Source organism: Mycobacterium alsense, from assembly GCF_002086635.1.
Classification (GTDB): domain Bacteria; phylum Actinomycetota; class Actinomycetes; order Mycobacteriales; family Mycobacteriaceae; genus Mycobacterium; species Mycobacterium alsense.
Genome location: NZ_MVHD01000005.1, coordinates 22,228 through 41,232, shown reverse-complemented (window position 1 = coordinate 41,232; position 19,005 = coordinate 22,228). Strand labels below are relative to the sequence as shown.

General features: G+C 69.4%; 19 protein-coding genes. 10 read left to right on the top strand and 9 right to left on the bottom strand.

Translation table 11 applies throughout. From position 1 onward, the window contains the following. The first annotated feature begins 19 nt into the window (after positions 1–19). Positions 20–1,489, top strand: a complete 1,470-nt coding sequence (locus BST11_RS05060; protein ID WP_244897530.1) for a PE family protein — start codon at positions 20–22, stop codon at positions 1,487–1,489. On the opposite strand, the gene BST11_RS05055 is transcribed toward BST11_RS05060, so the two are convergent. After that, entirely contained in the window at positions 1,486–2,187 is a 702-nt protein-coding gene (locus BST11_RS05055; protein WP_083136890.1) for a cysteine peptidase family C39 domain-containing protein, read from the bottom strand. The two genes, BST11_RS05060 and BST11_RS05055, sit on opposite strands and share 4 nt — an antisense overlap. A gap of 69 nt (positions 2,188–2,256) precedes the next feature. Then, positions 2,257–2,580, bottom strand: coding sequence for a DMT family transporter (locus BST11_RS05050; RefSeq protein ID WP_083136889.1), 324 nt, complete (start codon positions 2,578–2,580; stop codon positions 2,257–2,259). Positions 2,581–2,645: 65 nt separating this feature from the next. Between BST11_RS05050 and BST11_RS05045 the strand changes: the two genes are divergently transcribed. The 3 genes from BST11_RS05045 to BST11_RS05035 all read left to right on the top strand — a co-directional run bounded on the left by BST11_RS05045 (position 2,646) and on the right by BST11_RS05035 (position 5,388). After that, on the top strand, positions 2,646–3,575 hold the full coding sequence (locus tag BST11_RS05045) for an alpha/beta hydrolase (RefSeq protein ID WP_083136888.1): 930 nt from the start codon (positions 2,646–2,648) through the stop codon (positions 3,573–3,575). A gap of 61 nt (positions 3,576–3,636) precedes the next feature. Further along, positions 3,637–4,431, top strand: coding sequence for an SDR family NAD(P)-dependent oxidoreductase (locus BST11_RS05040; protein ID WP_083137019.1), 795 nt, complete (start codon positions 3,637–3,639; stop codon positions 4,429–4,431). Next, positions 4,432–5,388: a phosphotransferase family protein gene (locus BST11_RS05035; RefSeq protein WP_083136887.1), complete on the top strand. Its 957-nt coding sequence runs from the start codon at positions 4,432–4,434 to the stop codon at positions 5,386–5,388. Positions 5,389–5,391: 3 nt separating this feature from the next. On the opposite strand, the gene BST11_RS05030 is transcribed toward BST11_RS05035, so the two are convergent. Continuing rightward, on the bottom strand, positions 5,392–5,637 hold the full coding sequence (locus BST11_RS05030; RefSeq protein WP_083136886.1) for a hypothetical protein: 246 nt from the start codon (positions 5,635–5,637) through the stop codon (positions 5,392–5,394). A 226-nt stretch (positions 5,638–5,863) separates the two neighbouring features. Here BST11_RS05030 and BST11_RS05025 point away from each other — a divergent pair, with 226 nt between their 5' ends. After that, positions 5,864–6,499: an MspA family porin gene (locus tag BST11_RS05025; RefSeq protein ID WP_169834880.1), complete on the top strand. Its 636-nt coding sequence runs from the start codon at positions 5,864–5,866 to the stop codon at positions 6,497–6,499. Between the two features lie 13 nt (positions 6,500–6,512). On the opposite strand, the gene BST11_RS05020 is transcribed toward BST11_RS05025, so the two are convergent. The 3 genes from BST11_RS05020 to BST11_RS05010 are packed head-to-tail and all read right to left on the bottom strand — an operon-like array spanning position 6,513 to position 9,727. Continuing rightward, positions 6,513–7,808, bottom strand: a complete 1,296-nt coding sequence (locus tag BST11_RS05020) for an acyl-CoA dehydrogenase family protein (RefSeq protein WP_083136884.1) — start codon at positions 7,806–7,808, stop codon at positions 6,513–6,515. Then, on the bottom strand, positions 7,809–8,954 hold the full coding sequence (locus BST11_RS05015) for a CaiB/BaiF CoA transferase family protein (RefSeq protein ID WP_083137018.1): 1,146 nt from the start codon (positions 8,952–8,954) through the stop codon (positions 7,809–7,811). It abuts the gene before it with no gap. Beyond that, positions 8,951–9,727: an enoyl-CoA hydratase/isomerase family protein gene (locus tag BST11_RS05010; protein ID WP_083136883.1), complete on the bottom strand. Its 777-nt coding sequence runs from the start codon at positions 9,725–9,727 to the stop codon at positions 8,951–8,953. The genes BST11_RS05015 and BST11_RS05010 overlap by 4 nt, the downstream gene beginning before the upstream one ends. A 157-nt stretch (positions 9,728–9,884) precedes the next feature. Here BST11_RS05010 and BST11_RS05005 point away from each other — a divergent pair, with 157 nt between their 5' ends. Continuing rightward, a complete protein-coding gene (locus BST11_RS05005) occupies positions 9,885–10,841 on the top strand; it encodes an LLM class F420-dependent oxidoreductase (RefSeq protein ID WP_083136882.1) in 957 nt (318 codons plus the stop codon). Positions 10,842–10,844: 3 nt separating this feature from the next. On the opposite strand, the gene BST11_RS05000 is transcribed toward BST11_RS05005, so the two are convergent. Further along, positions 10,845–11,672 (bottom strand): oxidoreductase, encoded by an 828-nt coding sequence (locus BST11_RS05000; RefSeq protein ID WP_083136881.1) that lies wholly within the window; start codon positions 11,670–11,672, stop codon positions 10,845–10,847. 155 nt (positions 11,673–11,827) lie between these two features. Between BST11_RS05000 and BST11_RS04995 the strand changes: the two genes are divergently transcribed. Both BST11_RS04995 and BST11_RS04990 read left to right on the top strand, forming a co-directional pair. Beyond that, complete coding sequence (locus BST11_RS04995) at positions 11,828–13,120, top strand: PucR family transcriptional regulator (protein ID WP_169834877.1); 1,293 nt, start codon at positions 11,828–11,830, stop codon at positions 13,118–13,120. A 102-nt stretch (positions 13,121–13,222) separates the two neighbouring features. Next, a complete protein-coding gene (locus BST11_RS04990; protein ID WP_083136880.1) occupies positions 13,223–13,690 on the top strand; it encodes a 2,4'-dihydroxyacetophenone dioxygenase family protein in 468 nt (155 codons plus the stop codon). Between the two features lie 154 nt (positions 13,691–13,844). Here BST11_RS04990 and BST11_RS04985 read toward each other — a convergent pair whose 3' ends face one another. Both BST11_RS04985 and BST11_RS04980 read right to left on the bottom strand, forming a co-directional pair. Then, positions 13,845–14,147 carry a hypothetical protein gene (locus BST11_RS04985; protein WP_142276194.1) on the bottom strand — a complete coding sequence of 101 codons (303 nt, stop codon included), beginning with the start codon at positions 14,145–14,147 and terminating at the stop codon, positions 13,845–13,847. Positions 14,148–14,318: 171 nt separating this feature from the next. Then, complete coding sequence (locus BST11_RS04980; RefSeq protein ID WP_083137016.1) at positions 14,319–15,848, bottom strand: ATP-dependent DNA ligase; 1,530 nt, start codon at positions 15,846–15,848, stop codon at positions 14,319–14,321. 111 nt (positions 15,849–15,959) lie between these two features. Between BST11_RS04980 and BST11_RS04975 the strand changes: the two genes are divergently transcribed. Together BST11_RS04975 and BST11_RS04970 are read left to right on the top strand one after the other, a co-directional pair. After that, positions 15,960–16,718: an SDR family NAD(P)-dependent oxidoreductase gene (locus BST11_RS04975; RefSeq protein WP_083136878.1), complete on the top strand. Its 759-nt coding sequence runs from the start codon at positions 15,960–15,962 to the stop codon at positions 16,716–16,718. A gap of 115 nt (positions 16,719–16,833) precedes the next feature. Beyond that, the gene (locus BST11_RS04970) at positions 16,834–18,999 is read left to right on the top strand and encodes an acyl-CoA dehydrogenase family protein (RefSeq protein ID WP_083136877.1); all 2,166 of its coding nucleotides are present in this window, start codon (positions 16,834–16,836) and stop codon (positions 18,997–18,999) included. Positions 19,000–19,005 lie beyond the last annotated feature (6 nt).

The following is a 19,005-nucleotide window of genomic DNA, read 5'->3' as shown; positions in this document are numbered from 1 at the left end:
GGCACCCAGAATGGTCCAGATGCAGGTCGTTCCCGTGGGTCTGGCGTCGGCAGCGGACGCCGTCGGCAACCTCGGCGCGGTTCTCGAGGAGGCGGGCGCCGTGGCCGCGTTGCCGACGAGCGACATCCCGCCCGCCGGGGCCGACGCGGTCAGCGCGGCGATCACGCCGCTGTTCAACGCCCAATCCGCCGTCTATCAGGAGCTGGCCGCCCAGGGTGACGCGTTCCGCCGGCGGTTCATTGAGCTGCTGACCGCGGCCAACGCCGCCTACGCCGAGACCGAGCAGGCCGGACAGCAGGCGCTGCGCGACGCGATCACCGCGCTGGAGGCGCCGTTGGTCCCGCTCGTCGCGCAGGCCGAGGGTCCCGCCCCCACGAGCGTCCCGCCGCTGATCGTGCCGAACAACGGGTCGGTCGCGCTGATCGTCGGCGGCACCACGTTCCCGCTGCCGGACGCCAGGTACGTCGACGCGATCATGGCCGGCTTCCTGGACAACCCGGCGCTGTCGCCCCTCACCGGGGCGCTGGGGCAGGCGCTCTTCACCCCGGAGCAGTTCTGGCCGGTCACTCCGCAGCTCGGGAACCTGACGCTGGGTCAGTCGGTGGCGCGGGGCGTGCAGGTGCTCCACGGCGCCATCGAAACCGAGCTGGCCGCGGGCAACCGGGTGATCGTCTACGGCACCTCACAAGGTGCGCTTGTGGCGACCGACGAGATCCGGAACCTGATGGCCACGGCCAACCCGCCCGACCCAAACAGGCTTTCGTTCTTTTTGACCGGCAACCCCGGCACCCCCAGCGGGGGATTCTTCGCACGGTTCCCCGGGCTGTACATCCCGCTGTTCGACGTCCTGATGAGCGGCGCGACGCCGCCCGACTCCCCGTATCCCACCGTGATTTTCACCAACCAGTACGACATGGTGGCCAACTTCCCGCGGTATGTGCTCAACCCGGTAAGCGACCTGAACGCTTTCATGGGGTTCGCGCTGTGGCATGGGACGCACGACTACGTCGACCTGACGCCGACGCAGACCGCCAACGCCGTTCAACTGCCGACCTCACCGGGCTACGCGGGCAACACGACCTACTACGAGCTGCTGACGCAGGACCTGCCGCTCGTCACCCCGCTGCGGTGGTACCTGCCGGCGCCCTTCGGCAACGCGCTGGCGGACCTGCTGCAGCCGGACCTGCGGGTGATCGTCGACATGGGCTACGGGTCGGGTGAGTACGCCGACATCCCCACCCCCGCCAGCCTTTTCGAACTTCCGAACCCATTCACCATCGTGCCGTATCTGACGCTGGGCGCGATTCAGGGGCCGCAGGCCGCGTTGGTGGATCTCGGGTTGCTGCCCCCGTCGATGATGCCGACCGGCTACCCGTTCAATCCGGTGCCCGACCCCGGCCTCAACTTCCCGCTGCCACAGTCCCCGGTGACCGGGGTGTCGCTGCTGACCGGGTTCGAGGGCCGGCTGATGGGTTTGGTGCCGAACTAATCGGTGACGGTCATTTGGTCGTCGCTGCTGGCCCACGACCGGGCGAAGACATCGATCGGTACCCGCTCGCTTCGGCCGTCCTCGCTGCCGCTGTCGTTGAGGTACACCACTCCGGCGGCGGTGTCGACGCCGGTGACCACCACCGCGTGGTTGGCTTCGGGTCGACCGTCCGGGGTCTTGTCCTCGACGGGCTCTTCCCAGATGACCTCGGAGTTGACCCCCGCGATCACCTTGCGCCCCTGGGCCAGGTCCCGCTCGAGTTCGGTCATGCCCGTGGGCACGCCGGATTTCGCGGCGCGTTCCTCGTCGGTGGCCACCGCGTGGATCCCGTAGTGCGCGAGTAGCAGCGGTTCGTCGTCGAAAGAGGTGCCGGCTCCGGCCGTGTGTTTTTTCGGCTTGACGTAGACGGGCCCGGGGTGGACGGTGCTGGGGGTGGTCTGAGCCAGCTTGACGACGTCGCGCTCGGAGGGTTGGCGGCCGGTCAGCTCGCCCACGACGTCGGCGACCGCCATTTCCACGCAGTCGTCGTCGTATCCCTGGTACCGCCAGAACGGGGCGGCCGCAGCGGGATTGCCGTACAACGTGCCCTCGCCGCTGGGCGGGCGGGGACCGGCGTGCGCGGTTCCCGCGGCGAGGCCCAGGGCCATGCCCAGCGCGGCCGCGCCCGCCAGGGCCGCCGCGGTGCGGGTACCGATCATGCCGTGTCCTTCTCGTGGTCTCAGGTTGCTTTTCTGAGAAGGGCGTCCGCGCGTTACGTCATGCGTTACCTAATGGGCGCCGGCCAGGTTCAACGTGACCACGCCCGCGATGATCAGCGCGATGCCGGCGATCTTCGCCACGGAGATGGGGGAGCCGAGGAACAGCACTGCGATCGCCACGATCGCGGCCGTGCCGATCGCCGACCACAACGCGTAGGCGACGTCGGTGCGCATGCCGCGCGAGATCGCCAGCGCCAGCAGCGCGAAGGAGATGGCGTAACCGGCCAGGCAGGTGACCGTCGGCCAGAGCCGGCTGAACCCTTCGGTGCTCTTGAGCAGGCTGGTCGCCACCACCTCGGCGAAGATCGCGCACAGCAGGATGAGGTAGGTCAAAGCTCCTCCTCGCACGGTGGAATCATCCCCACGATGACTCATCAGGCTACGACGAAAGGCGCGCCATGACCGTATCCGCACGACCGATGCGCTTCGACGTCAGCGACGCGATCGGCGAGCACGCGTCGTTGGCGGCGACCTATTACCCGGCGGCCGACGGCGCCGCCGCGCCCGCCGTCCTCGTCTGCCTGCCGGGCGGCACCTACAGCCGCGAATACTGGGACCTGAACATTCCCGGCCGCGACGGCTACAGCTTCGCCGAATTCGCCACCGATAACGGCTACGCCGTCGTGACGATCGATCCGCTGGGAACCGGCGAAAGTTCCAAGCCGGCACGCGCTTTCGACTTCGACGACATCGCCGCCGCGCTCGCGCGGGCCGTCTCCGCGCTGCCGGCCGTCGCCGGTGACCGCGCCCCCGCGATCGCCGTGGCGCATTCCCTGGGTGCGTACCTGGCCATCGTCCAGCAGGCGCTGTTCGGGAGCTACGCCGCCTTGGCGGCGCTCGGCTGCACCAACCAACACGTCGCGCCGCTGAACCTGGAGCCGGCGTTCATCGCCCGGGCCGCGACCCCGCAGGGCCGCGACGAGCTGGCGCGGCAACTCCTGTCGGCTCTTCCGGACCCCTACTTCGAGGGCCCGCGCGAATACCTGCAGAGCTGGTTCCACCTCGGCGACGTGCCCGCCGACGTCGTGGCCGCGGACTGCGTCACCGCGAAGTCGGTGGTGCCGCGGGTGTTCGGCACCGCGATGATTCCCGGCGTCGTCGCCGAGCACGCCGCGCGGATCGACGTCCCGGTGCTGCTCGGCTACGGCGTCGTCGACGTCTCGCCCGACCCCCGCGCGGAGGCCGCCCTGTATCGCAGCAGCCCCGACATCACGACGGTCGTCCTGGCCGACAGCGCGCACTGCCACAACATGGCGTCGAGTCGCCACCGACTGTGGTCTCGACTGCTCGGCTGGGTGGCGACCGCCCTTCCGGTCGACGGGCGATAATGGCATTCTCTAGTTCGGAGAAGCCGTTTCCGCACGGCGGACGAGGACTGGAGGCATGCACATGGGCGCAGAGCAACGGTGCGACGGGATGGTGGCTCTCGTCACCGGAAGCAGCCGCGGCCTGGGCAAGGCGATCGCCGCGCGGCTGGCCGCCCGCGGCGCCTCCGTGGCGCTGACCGCCCGCACGATGGACCCGGACCCCAAATACCAGGGGTCGCTGAGCCAGACCCGCGACGAGATCGTCGACGCCGGCGGCAAGGCCGTCGCGATCCAGGCTGATCTTTCCCAATCCGAGGAGCGCGAAAGGCTTTTCGCCGAGGTGGTGAGCGCGGTCGGCCCGCCCGACATCCTTGTCAACAACGCCGCGGTCACCTTCCTGCGGCCGCTCGACGGGTTCCCCGAACGCCGCGCCCGCCTCATGATCGAGATGCACGTGCTCGCGCCGTTGCACCTGAGCCAGTTGGCGATCCCCGCGATGCGCGAGCGGGGCCGGGGCTGGATCCTCAATGTGACGTCGGTCGGCGGCGACCTGCCGCCCGGGCCGCCGTTCTCCGAGTTCGACCGGACCGCGGGCTTCGGCGTCTACGGGACGGTCAAGGCCGCGCTCAACCGGCTGACCAAAAGCCTTGCCGCCGAGCTGTACGACGACGGCATCGCGGTCAACGCCGCGGCGCCGACGAACCCGGTGGCCACGCCCGGCGCCGGCACCCTGGACTTGGCCAAGACCGACACCGAGGACATCGAACTGATCACCGAGACCGCCTTTCGGTTGTGCACCGGCGATCCGAAGACGCTGACCGGGCGCATCGCGCACACCCAGTCGTTCCTCGCCGAAGTGGGCCGGCAGGAGCGCTGAATGGTCGAGCTCGACCCCGAGGCGCTGCGACGCCGGCTGCACGCCGCCGGCGTTACCGGCGTCGGCCCGCTCGCCGGCGGCGCCTCCAGCCTGACCTTCCGGGGTGAGCGCGACGGCCAAGCGGTGGTGATCAAGGTCGCCCCGCCCGGTGTCGAGCCGGTGGCGCACCGCGACGTGCTGAGGCAGGCTCGCATCATGAAAGCGCTTACGGCGACGTCGGTTCCGGTACCTCGCGTGCTGTGGGAGGATTCGGGCGACCCGCCGGATGCGCCGCCGCTCTTCGTGATGTCCCGCGTCGGGGGCGACTGCGTGGAGCCGTTGTTCGACGGTTGCCCGCCCAGCGCCGACCTGCCCGAGCGATACCGCAACGCGAGCCGCGTCATGGCCGCCCTGCACAACCTGTCGCCGGCCGACCTGGGCCTGGGTGGGGAACCGGTGATCGATCCGGCCGCGGAGGTCCGCCGCTGGTGTGACACGCTGCAGACCGTCGATGCGGCGCTGGCTCCCGGCTGGGAGGAGGTGCGCGACGCGCTGTTGTCCTGTGTGCCAAGGGCCGTGGGGCCCGGCGTGGTGCACGGTGACTTCCGGCTCGGCAACCTGCTCGCCGAGGGGCGCCACATCAGCGCGGTGATCGATTGGGAGATCTGGTCCGTCGGTGATCCGCGCATCGATGCGGGCTGGTTCCTGATCAACTGTGATCCGGACACCTACCGGCGCGTTCCGGATGCCGGGATCGTGCCCCCCGCAAGCGAACTCGCCGAGATCTATCGGGACGAGCTGGGCCGCGACGTCTCCGACCTGGGCTGGTTCACCGCGCTGGCGTGCTTCAAGTCCGCCGCCACGTGGTCGCTGATCGTCAAGCACAATCGCCGAAGGCGCGCTCCGCGAGCGGAACTGGAAGCCATGGCGGCCGTCTTACCGCGGCTGCTGACGCGCGCCCGGTCGATGCTGGACTGACGATCAGCTGCAGCGGACGTAGATGTTTTCGCAGTACATTCCGACGCCGTCCCAGTCGGTTGCCGGGCCGCCTTCGTCCATCGGGTTCACGAACGTGGTCGGAAACTCCGTCAGCCATTCGTCGATCGACGGGGGAATGGGCGGCAGGGCGGGGTCCGGCGACGCGCGGGCGATCCCGGTGCCGCCGGCCAGCGCCATGGCAACGGTCGCGCCGGCCAGCAGCCCACGAGCGCACGTGCGAAGCGTCATCGCCGCCCTCTCCTCGTCTGCCGATGATTGGTCATCTCAAGAGGTAGCCGCCTGCTGCCGAGTTTACATCGCATAACAATCACGAACGCACAACAACTTTGGTTCGCCGTCCAGCAAATTTCGCGACTCGAATTGGAGCCTGCGTAGCGTGTCGCCCGTGAGGCCGATAGCCGTCGTCGTTCGTCGTGCCGTGGCTGTCGCCGTCTGCCTCGTCGTGTCGGTGGTCATGGCGCCGTCGACAGGCGCCGAACCCGAGTCCGGCGCAGCCCCTCCCGATGCGGCGCCGCCGGCGGACGGAAGGGTGCCGTCGAATCCTCCCTCGACCCTGCAAACTCCGGATGGCTGGACCCTCGGGCTCGGCGCGAAGGACGAGATGCAAATTCCGGTGCCGCCGTTGACCACCGCCGTCTCGTCACGCGAATACATGGCCAGCGGTACGTTCGTCGGCTCGCTGATAGGACCGGCAGAGCCGCGCGGCGTCCTGGAGGTCGGCTTCCAAATCGGCTGCGGGATCGATATGAGCACGTCCAACGGTGTCATCATGGAAGGCGGTATCGGCCTCAACCCCGGGATCGCCCCCACGTTCGATGCCACCGGCACGCTGCCGCCCCTCTTGCCGTTCGTCTCCGCACCGGTCAACGGCGTGGTCAGCGTCGGACTCAAGCCCGGCCTCGTGTTTGTGGTGCCGGTGGTCAAGAAACAGTTCAAGGGTCCCAGTCCCTGGGTCATGATCAGCAACTTCCACGTCAAGATCGACGGGTGCGTGGGGCAGTCGTTCATCCGCTCGTATGCGACGTTGACCCGATCGACCGACCAATCCGATGTGGTGCTGTCCTACGTCGGCGTGACCAAGGCCGTCTGAGTTGACGTCGCGGCTAGCCGCGGGGGATGCCGGCGAGCTTGTCGGCGAACTTCTCCTCGGCCGCGGCGCGCAGCCGCAGCAAATGCTCGGAGGGAAACAGGTCGGGTGCGGGCCGGCGGTCCTTCAGCAACAGGCGGGCCAGCGTCACCTTGTGCACCTCGGTGGGGCCGTCGGCAAGCCCCAGCACGAACGACTCGACGAGGTACTGCACGAACGGCATCTCGTGCGTGGTGCCCAACGATCCGTGCAGCTGCAGCGCGCGGGACGACACGTCGTGCAGCACCTTCTGCATCATGGCCTTCACCGCCGAGATGTCCGCCCGCACCGCCTTGTAGTCGTTGAATTGATCGATCTTCCAAGCCGTTTGGAGGGTCAGTAGCCGGAACGCCTCGATTTCCATCCACGAGTCGGCGACCATCTCCTGGACGAGTTGCTTGTTGGCCAGCACCTCGCCCTGCGTGTAACGCGACACCGCCCGCTCACAGATCATGTCGAAGATGCGGCGGACCAGCCCCACCGTCCGCATCGCGTGGTGAATCCGCCCGCCGCCCAACCGGGTTTGCGCGACGACGAATGCCCCACCGCGCGGACCCAGCATGTGATCGGCGGGCACCCGCACGTTCTCGTAGCGGACGTAGCCCTCGCGCCCCCCGCCCGGTGGCTGGTATCCCAGCCCGACGTCGCGCATCACGTTGATGCCCGGGGTGTCGCCGGGCACGACGAACATCGAGTAGCGCTGGTACGGCGGCGCGCCCGGGTCGGTCATCGCCATCACGATGATGAACGACGCCATCGAGGCAAACGACGAGAACCACTTCTCCCCGTTGATGACCCAGTGATCCCCGTCGGGCACCGCGGTGGTGCGGAACACCTTGGGGTCGGCGCCACCCTGCGGTTCGGTCATCGAAAAGCAGGAAACGATGCGGTTGTCCAGCAGCGGCTCGAGGTAGCGCGCCTTGAGTTCGGGCGTGCCGTAGTGCGCGAGGATCTCGCTGTTGCCCGAATCCGGTGCCTGCGAACCGAAGACGATCGGCGCACATTCCGAACGGCCCAGGATCTCGTTCAGCAGCGCCAGTTTCACCTGACCGTAGCCCGGCCCGCCCAGGTGCGGCCCGAGGTGGGTGGCCCACAGCCCGCGCTCCTTGACGATCTCCTGCAGCGGCGGGATGAGCGCCTGGCGAACCGGATCGTTGAGGTCGTGAGACTCCTTGACGATCAGGTCGATCGGTTCGCACTCGCTGCGCACGAACTCCTCGACCCATTTCAGTTGTTCGGTCCACTCCGGGTCGGTGGAGAAGTCCCACGACATCTACCGTCTCCTTTTGCTCTGTGCCACCACGCCGGAGTCGACGAGTTCGGCGATGGCTTGGGTGTTCAATCCCGCCTCGCGCAGCAGCGCGAGCGTGTGGTCTCCCGGCAGCGCGGGCGCCGACGGCGCGGCCGGCGCGGTGCGCGAGAACCGCGGCGCCGGTGCGGGCTGAGTGACGCCGTCGACGTCGATGAACGTCCGGCGCGCGGCCAGGTGCGGGTGCCGCGGCGCCTCGGCCAGCGAAAGTACCGGCGTCGCACAGCATCCCGGCGAATCGAGGATGCGCTCCCACTCCTCGCGGGTCTTCTCGGCGAACCGGGCCGCCAGCTTCGCGCGGTGCGCCGCCCACGTCGCCGGGTGGTCGTCGTCGTGGGGCACGTCGACGTCGAGCCGATCGCACAGTTCGGCGTAGAACTTTCGTTCCATCGCGCCGACGGCGATGTGGGCGCCGTCGGCCGTGGCGTAGGTGCCGTAGAAGTGGGCCGCGCCGTCGAGCAGGTTGTCGCCTCGATGGTCGCGCCAGGTGCCCGCCGCGACCATGCCGAAGTACGGGGCCATCAGCGTCGCCGCGCCGTCGACCATGGCGACATCGAGGACCTGGCCCTCGCCGGACCCGCGGGCTTCCAGGATTGCGCTGAGCAGCCCCACGGCCAACAGCATCCCGCCGCCGCCGTAGTCGCCGACCAGATTCAGCGGCGGTATCGGGGATTCGGCTGTGCCGATGCCGTGCAGCGCCCCGGCCAGGGCGATGTAGTTGATGTCGTGGCCGGCGTGCCCGGCCAGGGGGCCGTCCTGCCCGTAGCCCGTCATGCGGGCGTACACCAGGCGGCGATTGCGCTCGCGTAGCGCGTCCGGGCCGATGCCCAGCCGTTCGGCGACTCCCGGCCGGTACACGTCGACGAAGGCGTCGGCGTCGGCGGCCAGCCGGTGGACCAGTTCCCGGCCGCGGGGATCTTTTACGTCGGCGGCCAGCGACCGCTGGCTGCGGCGCACCGTGTAGTCGATTGGCAGCCCGTCGTCGACGCCCGGGATGGGATCCACCCGCACGACGTCCGCGCCCAAGTCTCCCAACAGCATTCCGCAGAACGGGGCGGGGCCCAGGCCGCCCATCATCACGATGCGGACGTCGGCCAACGGTCCGGTCACCGAGACCACTTTTTTCGGCGCTCGGCCGCTTCCTCGGTGGCGTGCGAGATCACCTGGTTGCGGTTCTCCAGTTCCAGCGCCGCCGAGAGGCTCGGCGCGTCGGTATTGACCTGCAGCGCACGCTTGGTCAATTGCACACCCAGCGGGGCCAGGTCGGCGATCAGCGACGCCAGCTCCACCGCGCGCTCGACCAACCGATCGGGTTCGGCGATCTCGCTGACCAGCCCGCGCCGGTCGGCTTCGGCGGCCGACACCGTGCGGCCGGTGAGCATCCAGTCGGCCGCGACGCTGGTGCCGACGATGCGGGGCAGGTGGTAGCTCATGCCCATCTCGGCTCCCGACAGCCCCAGCAGGATGGCGGCGTTGCCGAACGAGGCTTGCGCCGAACAGATCCGGATGTCGGCGGCCAGGCACAGCGCGAAGCCCGCGCCGACGCACGGGCCGTTGACCGCGGCGACGACGGGCTGCGGCAACCGACGCACCCGCTCGGCTAGCGCGGCCATGCTCTCCTGGAAGTGCATCCGATCGAGCGCAGGGGCGGTGGCCTCCGGCACGTCGGGCCCGAAGTCGCGCAAGTCGATCCCGGCGCAAAAGCCGCGACCCGTACCGGTGAGCACGATGGCGCGCGCGGTGGGCCCGGTGGCCAAATCGTCGAGCGCTTGGGCCAATTCGGTGCGCATGACCTCGTTGATGGCGTTGAGCCGCTCCGGGCGGTTCAGGCGCACGACCACGACGCCGTCGCGGGGCCGCTCGAGTTCCAGCGTGGATGGCACCCACCGATCGTAAGGGCTCTCTCGTGCTGGGAGAATAACCTTCTCTTAGATGGCGAACCCGTTCTCGCTGGTGCGTGGTCCCAGGTCCTTCGGACGCCGTGACCGCCATGGCGGGCTTTCCTGCGTAAGCGACCGCCCAGCGGGTAGCCCGCGGGGCATGACAAAGATCGGATACTTCCTTACCTGCGAACAGTTCGGCCCCAAGGAGCTGGTCGACCAGGCCAAGCGGGCGGAGGCGGCCGGGTTCGACGCGCTGTGGATCTCCGACCACTTTCACCCGTGGAACGACGAGCAGGGCCAGAGCCCGTTCGTGTGGGGCGTGATCGGCGCGCTGTCGGAGGCGACGTCGCTGCCGGTGAGCACCGCAGTCACGTGCCCGACCGTGCGGACGCACCCCGCGATCATCGCGCACGCGTCGGCCACCGCGGCCGTGCAGCTCGACGGACACTTCGTGCTCGGCGTCGGCAGCGGCGAGGCGCTCAACGAGCACATCCTCGGCGATCCCTGGCCGTCGGTCGGCGTGCGCCAGGAAATGCTGGAGGAGGCCGTCCAGGTCATCCGCTTGCTGCACCGCGGCGAAGAGGTGAGCCACCATGGAAAGCACTACGAGGTGCAGGAGGCGCGCATCTACACGCGGCCGGAGCGGCCGGTCCCGATCTACGTGTCCGGGTTCGGTCCGCAGGGCGCCGAGCTGGCCGGGCGCATCGGCGACGGCTTCGTGCTGGCAATGCCGGAGGCCGAGCTGGTCAAGACGTTCCGGGACTCCGGCGGCGGCGACAAACCGGTGCAGGCGGGGACCAAGGTCAGCTGGGACCAAGACCCCGACGCCGCGCTGAAGGTCGCACACCGGTTGTGGGCCAACGAGGGCCTGCCCGGGCAGACCTCACAAATATTGTCGCGGCCCAAGGACTTCGCGGCCCTCATGTCGCTGGTGCCGCCGGAGACGGTCGCCGAGAGCGTCGCGTGCGGGCCGGAGCCCGGCAAGCACATCGCGCAGGTGCGCGAGTACGTCGACGCCGGCATCGACGAGGTCTACGTGCAGCAGATCGGCCCCGACATGGACGGGTTCTTCGCGGCGTGGGAACGCGACGTCCTTCCGGCGGTGCGCGGCTGAGGCTCAGTCCAAGTTCGTGCCGCCGCTGAGCTGTTCCCACTTGGCGATCTCGGCGGCGCGCGCCTGGCTCACATGCCGGTAGATCGCCAGGGCGTCGGGACCCAGCAGCAGGAAGCCGGGCGGCTCGCCCGATTCGACCGCCGTGATGATCGCGGTCGCCGCCTTGGCGGGGTCCCCGGCCTGGTTGCCGTGCATCGTGTCGTTCTCCTTGCGGCGCTGCCCGGCGGTGGCGGCGTAGTCGTCGATGACGGTGGCCGACTGGGCGAGCGAGCGGCCGGCGAAGTCGGTGCGGAAGGCGCCGGGCTCGACGACCGTCACCGAGATGCCCAGCGGCGCCAGTTCCCCGCGCAGGGCCCCGCTGACCCCCTCGATGGCGGCCTTCGCCGCGGCGTAGTACCCGGAGCCGACCGGGTGCACGGTCGCGCCGATGGAGGAGATGTTCACGATCGCGCCGCTGCGGCGCGCCCGCATCCCGGGCAGCGCGGCCTTGATCATCGCGACGGTGCCGAAGAAGTGCGTCTCGAACAACTGGCGGACCTCGGCGTCGTCGCCCTCTTCCACGGCGGCGCGGTAGCCGTAGCCGGCGTTGTTGACCAGCACGTCCACCCCGCCGAACCGCTCGTCGGCCCGGCGCACGGCCGAGGTGACCTGGGCGGGGTCGGTGACGTCGAGGGCCGCGGCGAGCACCCGCTGCGGCGCGGCCTCGGTGAGGTCGGCGACCTTGGCGGCGTCGCGCGCCGTCACGACGGCGTTGTGGCCGGCCCCGATGACGGCCTCGGCGAGCGCGCGCCCGAGCCCCGTCGAGCAGCCGGTGATGAGCCAGGTGGACATGCGATGTCTCCTCTCGGTGCCGCAACCCCGGGCGGCGAGTGTGAATCTACCGACGTCTGACCGGCGCGTCGCGTCGCAAGGTTCACTTTCGCGGCGGACTGAACGAACTGAATAGACATTGTGCCGCCACTGCAACCGGATTAGATTCTGCCGACATGGAGCCCCGGTGGCCACCCCTCCAGGAGCCGACCGCCCGCAAGGCATGGGACGAGGTGCTGAAGCCGGTTGCCGCCCAGTTGCAAACGTGCGCACCGCAATTGGCCGCCCAATTGGTTGAGCGCCTGCGCGTCGACCTGCCGGCGATAGTTCCCGATGCCACGGCGGTTGCCGAACAATTGGGCAGCGTCGAAGCCATTCTCCGCCAGATCGCGCAGTGCATCGAAATCGGCGACGATCCACGCCGATTCGACCTCGCGCCGCCAACCGCGGTCATCGCGCGCTCCGGCGTGCAACGAAACATTCCGCTCAACGAGCTCGTTCGTTCCGTGCGTCTGGGGCAGCAGGAAACGTGGCAGTGGTTGTTCGAGCGGATATCCGCCACGCGGTCAGACGCCCGCGACAAGGCGCTTGATCTGGCGACCAACTTCCTGTTCGCCTATTGCGACGCACTGCTGGTCCGGGCTGAACGTCTCTACGAGACCGAACGAGAGGCATGGCTGCGGGGTGCCGCGGCCGCCCGCGCCGCCGCGGTCGACGACATCCTCGGCGGACGCGAAGAAGATCCGCAGCGGGCGTCGAAACGGTTGCGCTACGACATCAATCGCCATCATGTCGGCGTCAGCACGTGGCTGGACGCGACGCGCGACGCCGCGGACGCACAAACGGCCCTTGCCGATGCCCTGAGGCAGCTCGCCGGCGCCGTGTCGACGCAGAGCAACCTGATCCACCCGGCCGGTTCCATGGCCATCGCGGCCTGGCTCAGCCGGGCGCAGCCGTTTACCGATGTGGAGTTGGACATAGCGCGCATTCGTGCCCAGACCCGCCTGCCGGATGGCGTCCGGGTGGCGGTCGGTGAGCAGGGATGGGGAATCGGCGGTTTCCGCCGCACACACACCGAATCGGCGCACGCTCATCGATTCGCCGCGCTGCTCGGGGATCGCGCCGACGTGGTGACCCGCTACCGCGACGTCGCGGTCGGGGCGCTCGCCAGTACGGACGCCGGCCATGCGCTGGCATTCGTCGAACGCATCCTGGGCCCCTTGGCCGCCGATGACGAGGCGACGTATCGGATCGCCGCCACGCTCGCGGTGTATCTGGAAGAAAACCGGAGCCCCGCAAGGGCCGGGCAGCGGCTTACGGTGCACCCCAACACCGTCGGCTATCGAGTCCATCAGGCCGAAGAATTGCTGGGCCGTCCAATCGACACCAACACCATCGACCTGTCCGTCGCGCTGGCGCTACTCCCCGCGATTCGCGGCCTGACGCGGCGCAACGGCGCCGAACTGTGACGGCATCACAACGGCGCTGCTGAACTCTGTTACCGCGACCCGAGCGGAGTTGCCGCCAAGGCTTCTAGTGTTTCGGCTCAACCACCAGCAGGAGGAGGAGTCATGCAAACTCTGCAAGAACTCGACGTCAACTACATCAACGGCGCGGATAACCCGTGGGTACCGTTCACGCCGCTCAGTGACCAAGTCTTCTTGAAGTATTGGAAGATCGACCCGGTTCGGGCGGAGATCGTCGTCTCGATGAAGGTACCCGCCGGCATCGAACTGGGAACGCATTACCACACCGGAGTCGTTGTGGCACACACGATCAGCGGGGCATGGCGCTACAAAGAAAACGACTGGGTCGCCCGCGCCGGCGACACCCTCTACGAGGTGGCCGGGTCCTCCCACACCCCCGAAGCTTTCGAGGACTCGGAGATGTTCTTCTACATGACGGGTGAATTGCTTTTCCTCGATCAGGACAACAAGATCCTGTGGCAGGAAAACCACAAGACCTCCATCGAGCGCTACACCCGCTACTGCGCTGACAGCGGCATCCGCGCCCGCGACCTGACGCGATGGGACGCCTGATCGACGATCGGCGCCTACCTAAACGCGTCGGCACCCCGCGGTCAGTCTTCGAAATGGCGCTCGTAGTCGCTGCGCTCGAGCCGCCACTGCAGGTTGTAGGTCCCCATGGCAACCATCAGCACCAGCGCGGCGCTGATCACGACGACGACGGTGTTCATAGCCTCTCCATTTCGCGGGCCAGCAGGGCGTCCTCGAGGAATCCGTAGTGCCTCGCGGCGTATCGCCGCGGGCCGGATCCATCGGTGGCCAGCATTCGGCGCACGATGGCGGCGAGCCGTCCGCCGTGGTTCGTGCGGCGGGCGCCCGTCGCGGCCGCGGTGCCGAAAACGACCTGCTGTGGGGTGATCAGCACCTCGGTGGATGACGGCTTCACCGGGGGCGCAACCGAGGGCGGTTGACCCAGCGGCTCGTCGACGTGGTTGGTGGTGCTGGTGATTTCCGTTGATGAGGCCAACATTTCGTCCACCTCCTTTCCGGTATCCCCTCCTTGACCGGAGCTACCGGTCGTCGGTGCACCCACGGTACGGTCGGCGATCACCGGTTGGCATGCGTAGTCGACTACCCCTTTTCGCCGTTTTCGCCCTTTCCGCCCTTTTCCGCGTCTTTCCGCGTAGGGAGGGGCGCAGAGTCAATACAGCGCGCGCACCGCGTCGATGGTGTCGGCCTCGGCCGGGCCCTTGTCGTCGCGGTACCGCAGCACCCGGGCGAACCGCAGCGCGAGGCCGCCGGGGTAGCGCGAGGACTTCTGCACGCCGTCCAGGGCGATCTCTACGACCTGCTCGGGCCGCAGCCGCACGACGCGGCCGTCGACGCCGCCCACCGCGAGTTCGCGGAACCGCGCGGTCTGCCAGTCCAGCATGGCGTCGGTCATCCCCTTGAAGGTCTTTCCCACCATCACGAATTCGCCGCTGGCCGGGTCGCGCGCGCCCAGGTGGATGTTGGACAGCTTGCCGCGGCGGCGCCCCGACCCCCACTCCACCGCGATCACCACCAGGTCCAGGGTGTGCACCGGCTTGACCTTGAGCCACCCCGCCCCGCGGCGCCCGGCGAGGTAGGGCGCCCCCGGGGCCTTGGCCATGACGCCCTCGTGGCCGGCGGCCAGCGTGGCGTCCAGGAAGGCGCCGGCCTGCACCGGGTCCGACGTCATCAGCCGATCGACGCGCTGGGCGGGGGGCACCAGCGCGTCCAGGGCGGCCAGCCGGTCGGTGGTCGGCGCGTCCAGCAGGTCCACGCCGTCGCAGTGCAGGATGTCGAAGAAGAACACCGAAAGCCGCTGTGCCACAAGGGCTTGAGCGATGTCGACGGATCGGCCGAACCGTGAGGCGGTGACCTGGAAGCGGTGCGGCCGGTTGTCGGGCCGCAGGGCGATGGCCTCGCCGTCGGCGATCAGATCGGTCACCGGGAGGGCCAGCGTCGCCTCGACCACCTCGGGCAGCCGGGCGGTGACGTCGTCGAGGCTGCGGGTGTAGACGGTGACCTCGTCGCCGGCCCGGTGGATCTGCACCCGCGCGCCATCCAGCTTCGCCTCGAAAATGGTTGTGCCGTCGTGGCGTTCGAGCGCATCGGTCACACCGGTCGCGGTCTGCGCCAGCATCGGGCTGACCGGCCGCCCCACCGCCAGGGTGAAGGCATCCAACGCCGGCGCGCCGCCGGAAAGACCGGCGGCGGCGACCGCCGGCAGGTCCCCGCCCAGCATCGCGGCGCGCTGCACCGCGGCGGCGGGGATCCCGGTGGCCCTGGCCACCGCGTCGGCCATGATGCCGGCCAGCGCCCCCTGGCGCAGCTCGCCGCCGAGCAACCGCAGCAGGAAGGCCTGCTCGGTCTCGGTGGCGGCGGCGAACAATCCCGCGACGAGTTCGGCGCGCCTGGCCTGGGCGCCCTTGCCGGAGACGGATCCGATCTGCCCGAAGGCGGCGTCGACGCCGACCACGGTCAGGACCGGGCGCGGCGTCGGCGGCGGGCGGTCGCGCAGCGAGGCCCACCCGACGCCGATCTGGCGCTGGCGCAGCTCACCGGAGAGCCACGAGACGATGATCGCCACCGCCTCGGGCTCCGCGGCGGCGCGGCGCAGCAGGTCGGCGATGTGGGCGACCTTGGCCAGCCGCGACGAGGTGCCGCCGACATTAAGCGATGTGCTTGCCACGTCGAGGAGGAGCACGCGGACCAGCTTGGCATGGCTCGCCGACAAGCCTTCGGGACCGACACGCTAGCGTGCCTACTTGACGTTACAGATTGCCACGATTCTGACAAGCCAAAAAAGGAGGTCCGGATGGAGATCAGCGGGAAGAAAGTCGTCGTCATCGGCGGCGCTTCGGGAATGGGGCGCGCCAGCGCCGAGCTGCTGCACGAACGCGGTGCGCAGGTTGCGGTGCTCGACCGCGAGGGTTCCGACGGCAAGGCGGTCGCCGAGGGCATCGGCGGCTCGTTCTACCCCGTCGACGTCACCGACTTCACCGGGACCGAGGAGACGCTGCAGACCGCGGTCGACAAGCTCGGCGGCCTGCACGTCGTGATCACCACCGCCGGCGGCGGCATCGCGAAGCGGACCATGACCAAGTCCGGCCCCCACGACCTCGAGTCGTTCCAGTCCGTGATCGACCTCAACCTCATCGCCACCTTCAACATCAGCCGGCTGGCCGCCGCGCACATGGCAAAGAACGAGCCCGAGGACGAGGAGCGCGGCGTCATCATCAACACGGCGTCGATCGCGGCCTTCGAGGGCCAGATCGGGCAGGTCGCCTACACCGCAGCCAAGGCGGGCATCGCGGGGATGTGCCTGACCATGGCGCGCGACCTCGGGTCGCTGGGCATCCGGGTGCTGGCCATCGCGCCCAGCCTGTTCGCGACGGGGCTGACCCAGGGCATCCCGGACGAGTTCGCGACGGCGCTCACCAAGGACGCGGCCTTCCCCAAGCGCCTCGGCCGCCCCGAGGAGTACGCGAAGCTGGTGGCGGCGATCGTGGACAACCCGATGCTCAACGGCCAGTGCCTGCGGCTGGACGCCGGACAGCGCTTCGCGCCCAAGTAAGCACCCGCGGCGGACGCCCTCCCCGCAATAAGTACACTCTTTAGCCAGCCGCCCCGCTTCCGCTCGGAGCGGGGCAGGCAACCATCCCGGGTAGCGGCGCGAGGAGGGCTCCCCCATGGGTATCGCACTGACCGACGACCATCGCGAACTCGCCGAGGTGGCCCGGGCGTTCCTGACGTCCCAGAAGGCGCGGTGGGCGGCGCGCTCGCTGCTCGATGCGGCCGACGAGGCCCGGCCGGGGTTCTGGCCGAACCTGGTCGAGCTCGGCTGGCTGGGGCTGCACGTCGACGAAGAGCACGGCGGCTCCGGCTACGGCCTGCCCGAACTCGTCGTTGTCATCGAGGAACTCGGGCGCGCGGTGGCGCCGGGACCCTTCGTGCCGACCGTGATCGCGTCGGCCGTGATCGCCAAAGAGGGCACCGCCGAACAGAAGTCGCGGCTGCTGCCCGGCCTGATCGACGGGTCGGTCACCGCGGGCGTCGGGCTGGGCGGCGCGGTGTCCGTCTCGGGCGGCACGGCCAGCGGCGACGCCGGGATCGTGCTGGGCGCCGGGCTGGCCGAGCTGTTGGTGGTCGCCGCCGGCGACGACGTGCTGCTGCTGGACCGCGGCCGCGAGGGCGTGTCGGTGGAGGTGCCGCAGAACCTCGATCCGACGCGGCGCTCCGGGCGCGTGCGGCTGGACAACGTCCGCGTCACCGACGACGACATCCTTTCCGGGGCACGGGAATCGGCCCTGGCGAGAGCGCGGACCCTGCTGGCCGCCGAGGCGGTGGGCGGGATGTCGGACTGCGTCGATGCCGCCGTCGACTACGCCAAGGTGCGCCAGCAGTTCGGCCGGACCATCGCCACCTTCCAGGCCGTCAAGCATCACTGCGCGAACATGTTGGTGGCCGCCGAGTCGGCGACCGCCGCGGTGTGGGACGCCTCGCGCGCGGCGGGCGAAAACGAGGAGCAATTCCGCCTGATCGCGGGCGTGGCCGCGGCGCTGGCGTTTCCCGCCTATGCGCGCAACGCGGAGCTCAACATCCAGGTGCACGGCGGGATCGGCTTCACCTGGGAGCACGACGCACACCTGCACCTGCGCCGTGCCCTGGTGACCCAGGCCCTGTTCGGCGGGGACGCCCCGGCCGCCGACGTCTTCGAGCGCACCGCGGCCGGTGCCGTGCGGGAAAACAGCCTGGATCTTCCCCCGGAGGCCGAAGAGCTACGCACCCAGATCCGCGCCGATGCCGCCGAGATCGCCGCGCTCGACAAGGACGCCCAGCGCGACAAGCTGATCGAGACCGGCTACGTCATGCCGCACTGGCCCAAGCCCTTTGGCCGCGGCGCCGACGCGGTCGAGCAGCTGGTGATCGAGGAGGAATTCCGCACCGCGGGCATCAAGCGCCCCGACTACGGGATCACCAGTTGGGTGATACTGACCCTGATCCAGCACGGAACACCGTGGCAGATCGAAAGATTCGTGGAGAAGGCGCTGCGCAAGGACGAGGTGTGGTGCCAGCTGTTCTCCGAGCCCGACGCGGGATCGGACGCGGCATCCATCAAGACCCGCGCCACCCGGGTGGACGGCGGCTGGAAGATCAACGGGCAGAAGGTGTGGACCAGCGGGGCGCACTACTGCGCGCGGGGGCTGGCCACCGTGCGCACCGACCCCGACGCGCCCAAGCACGCCGGCATCACCACGGTGATCGTCGACATGAAGGCCCCCGAGGTCGAGGTGCGCCCGCTGCGGCAGATCACCGGCGGCTCCGACTTCAACGAGGTGTTCTTCAACGACCTGTTCGTTCCCGACGAGGACGTCGTCGGGGCGCCCAACTCCGGGTGGACCGTCGCGCGGGCGACGCTGGGCAACGAACGCGTCAGCATCGGCGGCAGCGGCTCCTTCTACGAAGGCCTGGCCGACGTCCTGATCGAACTCGCCAAGCAGCGGCCGGATCAGTTGGCGGGGGCCAACATCCGCGTCGGAAACTACCTCGCCGACGACCACGCCCTGCGGCTGCTGAACCTGCGCCGCGTCGCCCGCAGCGTGGAAGGCGCGGGCCCGGGACCCGAAGGCAACGTCACCAAGCTGAAGCTGGCCGAGCACATGGTGGACGGGGCCGCGATCGCGGCGGCTCTGCTGGGGCCCGACGTCGCGCTGGTCGACGGCCCCGGCGCGCTGGCGGGCCGCATGATCATGGGCGCCCGCGGCATGTCGATCGCCGGCGGCACCTCGGAGGTGACCCGCAACCAGATCGCCGAGCGCATCCTGGGGATGCCGCGCGACCCGCTTATCAACTAGCTCGCT

Coding starts and splice junctions, on each gene's coding strand:
- BST11_RS05045 (WP_083136888.1), top strand. CDS start 2,646: ATGACCGTATCCGCACGACCGATGCGCTTCGACGTCAGCGACGCGATC.
- BST11_RS05020 (WP_083136884.1), bottom strand. CDS start 7,808: ATGTCGTGGGACTTCTCCACCGACCCGGAGTGGACCGAACAACTGAAA.
- BST11_RS05005 (WP_083136882.1), top strand. CDS start 9,885: ATGACAAAGATCGGATACTTCCTTACCTGCGAACAGTTCGGCCCCAAG.
- BST11_RS05035 (WP_083136887.1), top strand. CDS start 4,432: ATGGTCGAGCTCGACCCCGAGGCGCTGCGACGCCGGCTGCACGCCGCC.
- BST11_RS04970 (WP_083136877.1), top strand. CDS start 16,834: ATGGGTATCGCACTGACCGACGACCATCGCGAACTCGCCGAGGTGGCC.
- BST11_RS04990 (WP_083136880.1), top strand. CDS start 13,223: ATGCAAACTCTGCAAGAACTCGACGTCAACTACATCAACGGCGCGGAT.
- BST11_RS05055 (WP_083136890.1), bottom strand. CDS start 2,187: ATGATCGGTACCCGCACCGCGGCGGCCCTGGCGGGCGCGGCCGCGCTG.
- BST11_RS05030 (WP_083136886.1), bottom strand. CDS start 5,637: ATGACGCTTCGCACGTGCGCTCGTGGGCTGCTGGCCGGCGCGACCGTT.
- BST11_RS05040 (WP_083137019.1), top strand. CDS start 3,637: ATGGGCGCAGAGCAACGGTGCGACGGGATGGTGGCTCTCGTCACCGGA.
- BST11_RS05025 (WP_169834880.1), top strand. CDS start 5,864: ATGGCGCCGTCGACAGGCGCCGAACCCGAGTCCGGCGCAGCCCCTCCC.
- BST11_RS04995 (WP_169834877.1), top strand. CDS start 11,828: ATGGAGCCCCGGTGGCCACCCCTCCAGGAGCCGACCGCCCGCAAGGCA.
- BST11_RS04985 (WP_142276194.1), bottom strand. CDS start 14,147: ATGTTGGCCTCATCAACGGAAATCACCAGCACCACCAACCACGTCGAC.
- BST11_RS05000 (WP_083136881.1), bottom strand. CDS start 11,672: ATGTCCACCTGGCTCATCACCGGCTGCTCGACGGGGCTCGGGCGCGCG.
- BST11_RS05060 (WP_244897530.1), top strand. CDS start 20: ATGCAGGTCGTTCCCGTGGGTCTGGCGTCGGCAGCGGACGCCGTCGGC.
- BST11_RS04975 (WP_083136878.1), top strand. CDS start 15,960: ATGGAGATCAGCGGGAAGAAAGTCGTCGTCATCGGCGGCGCTTCGGGA.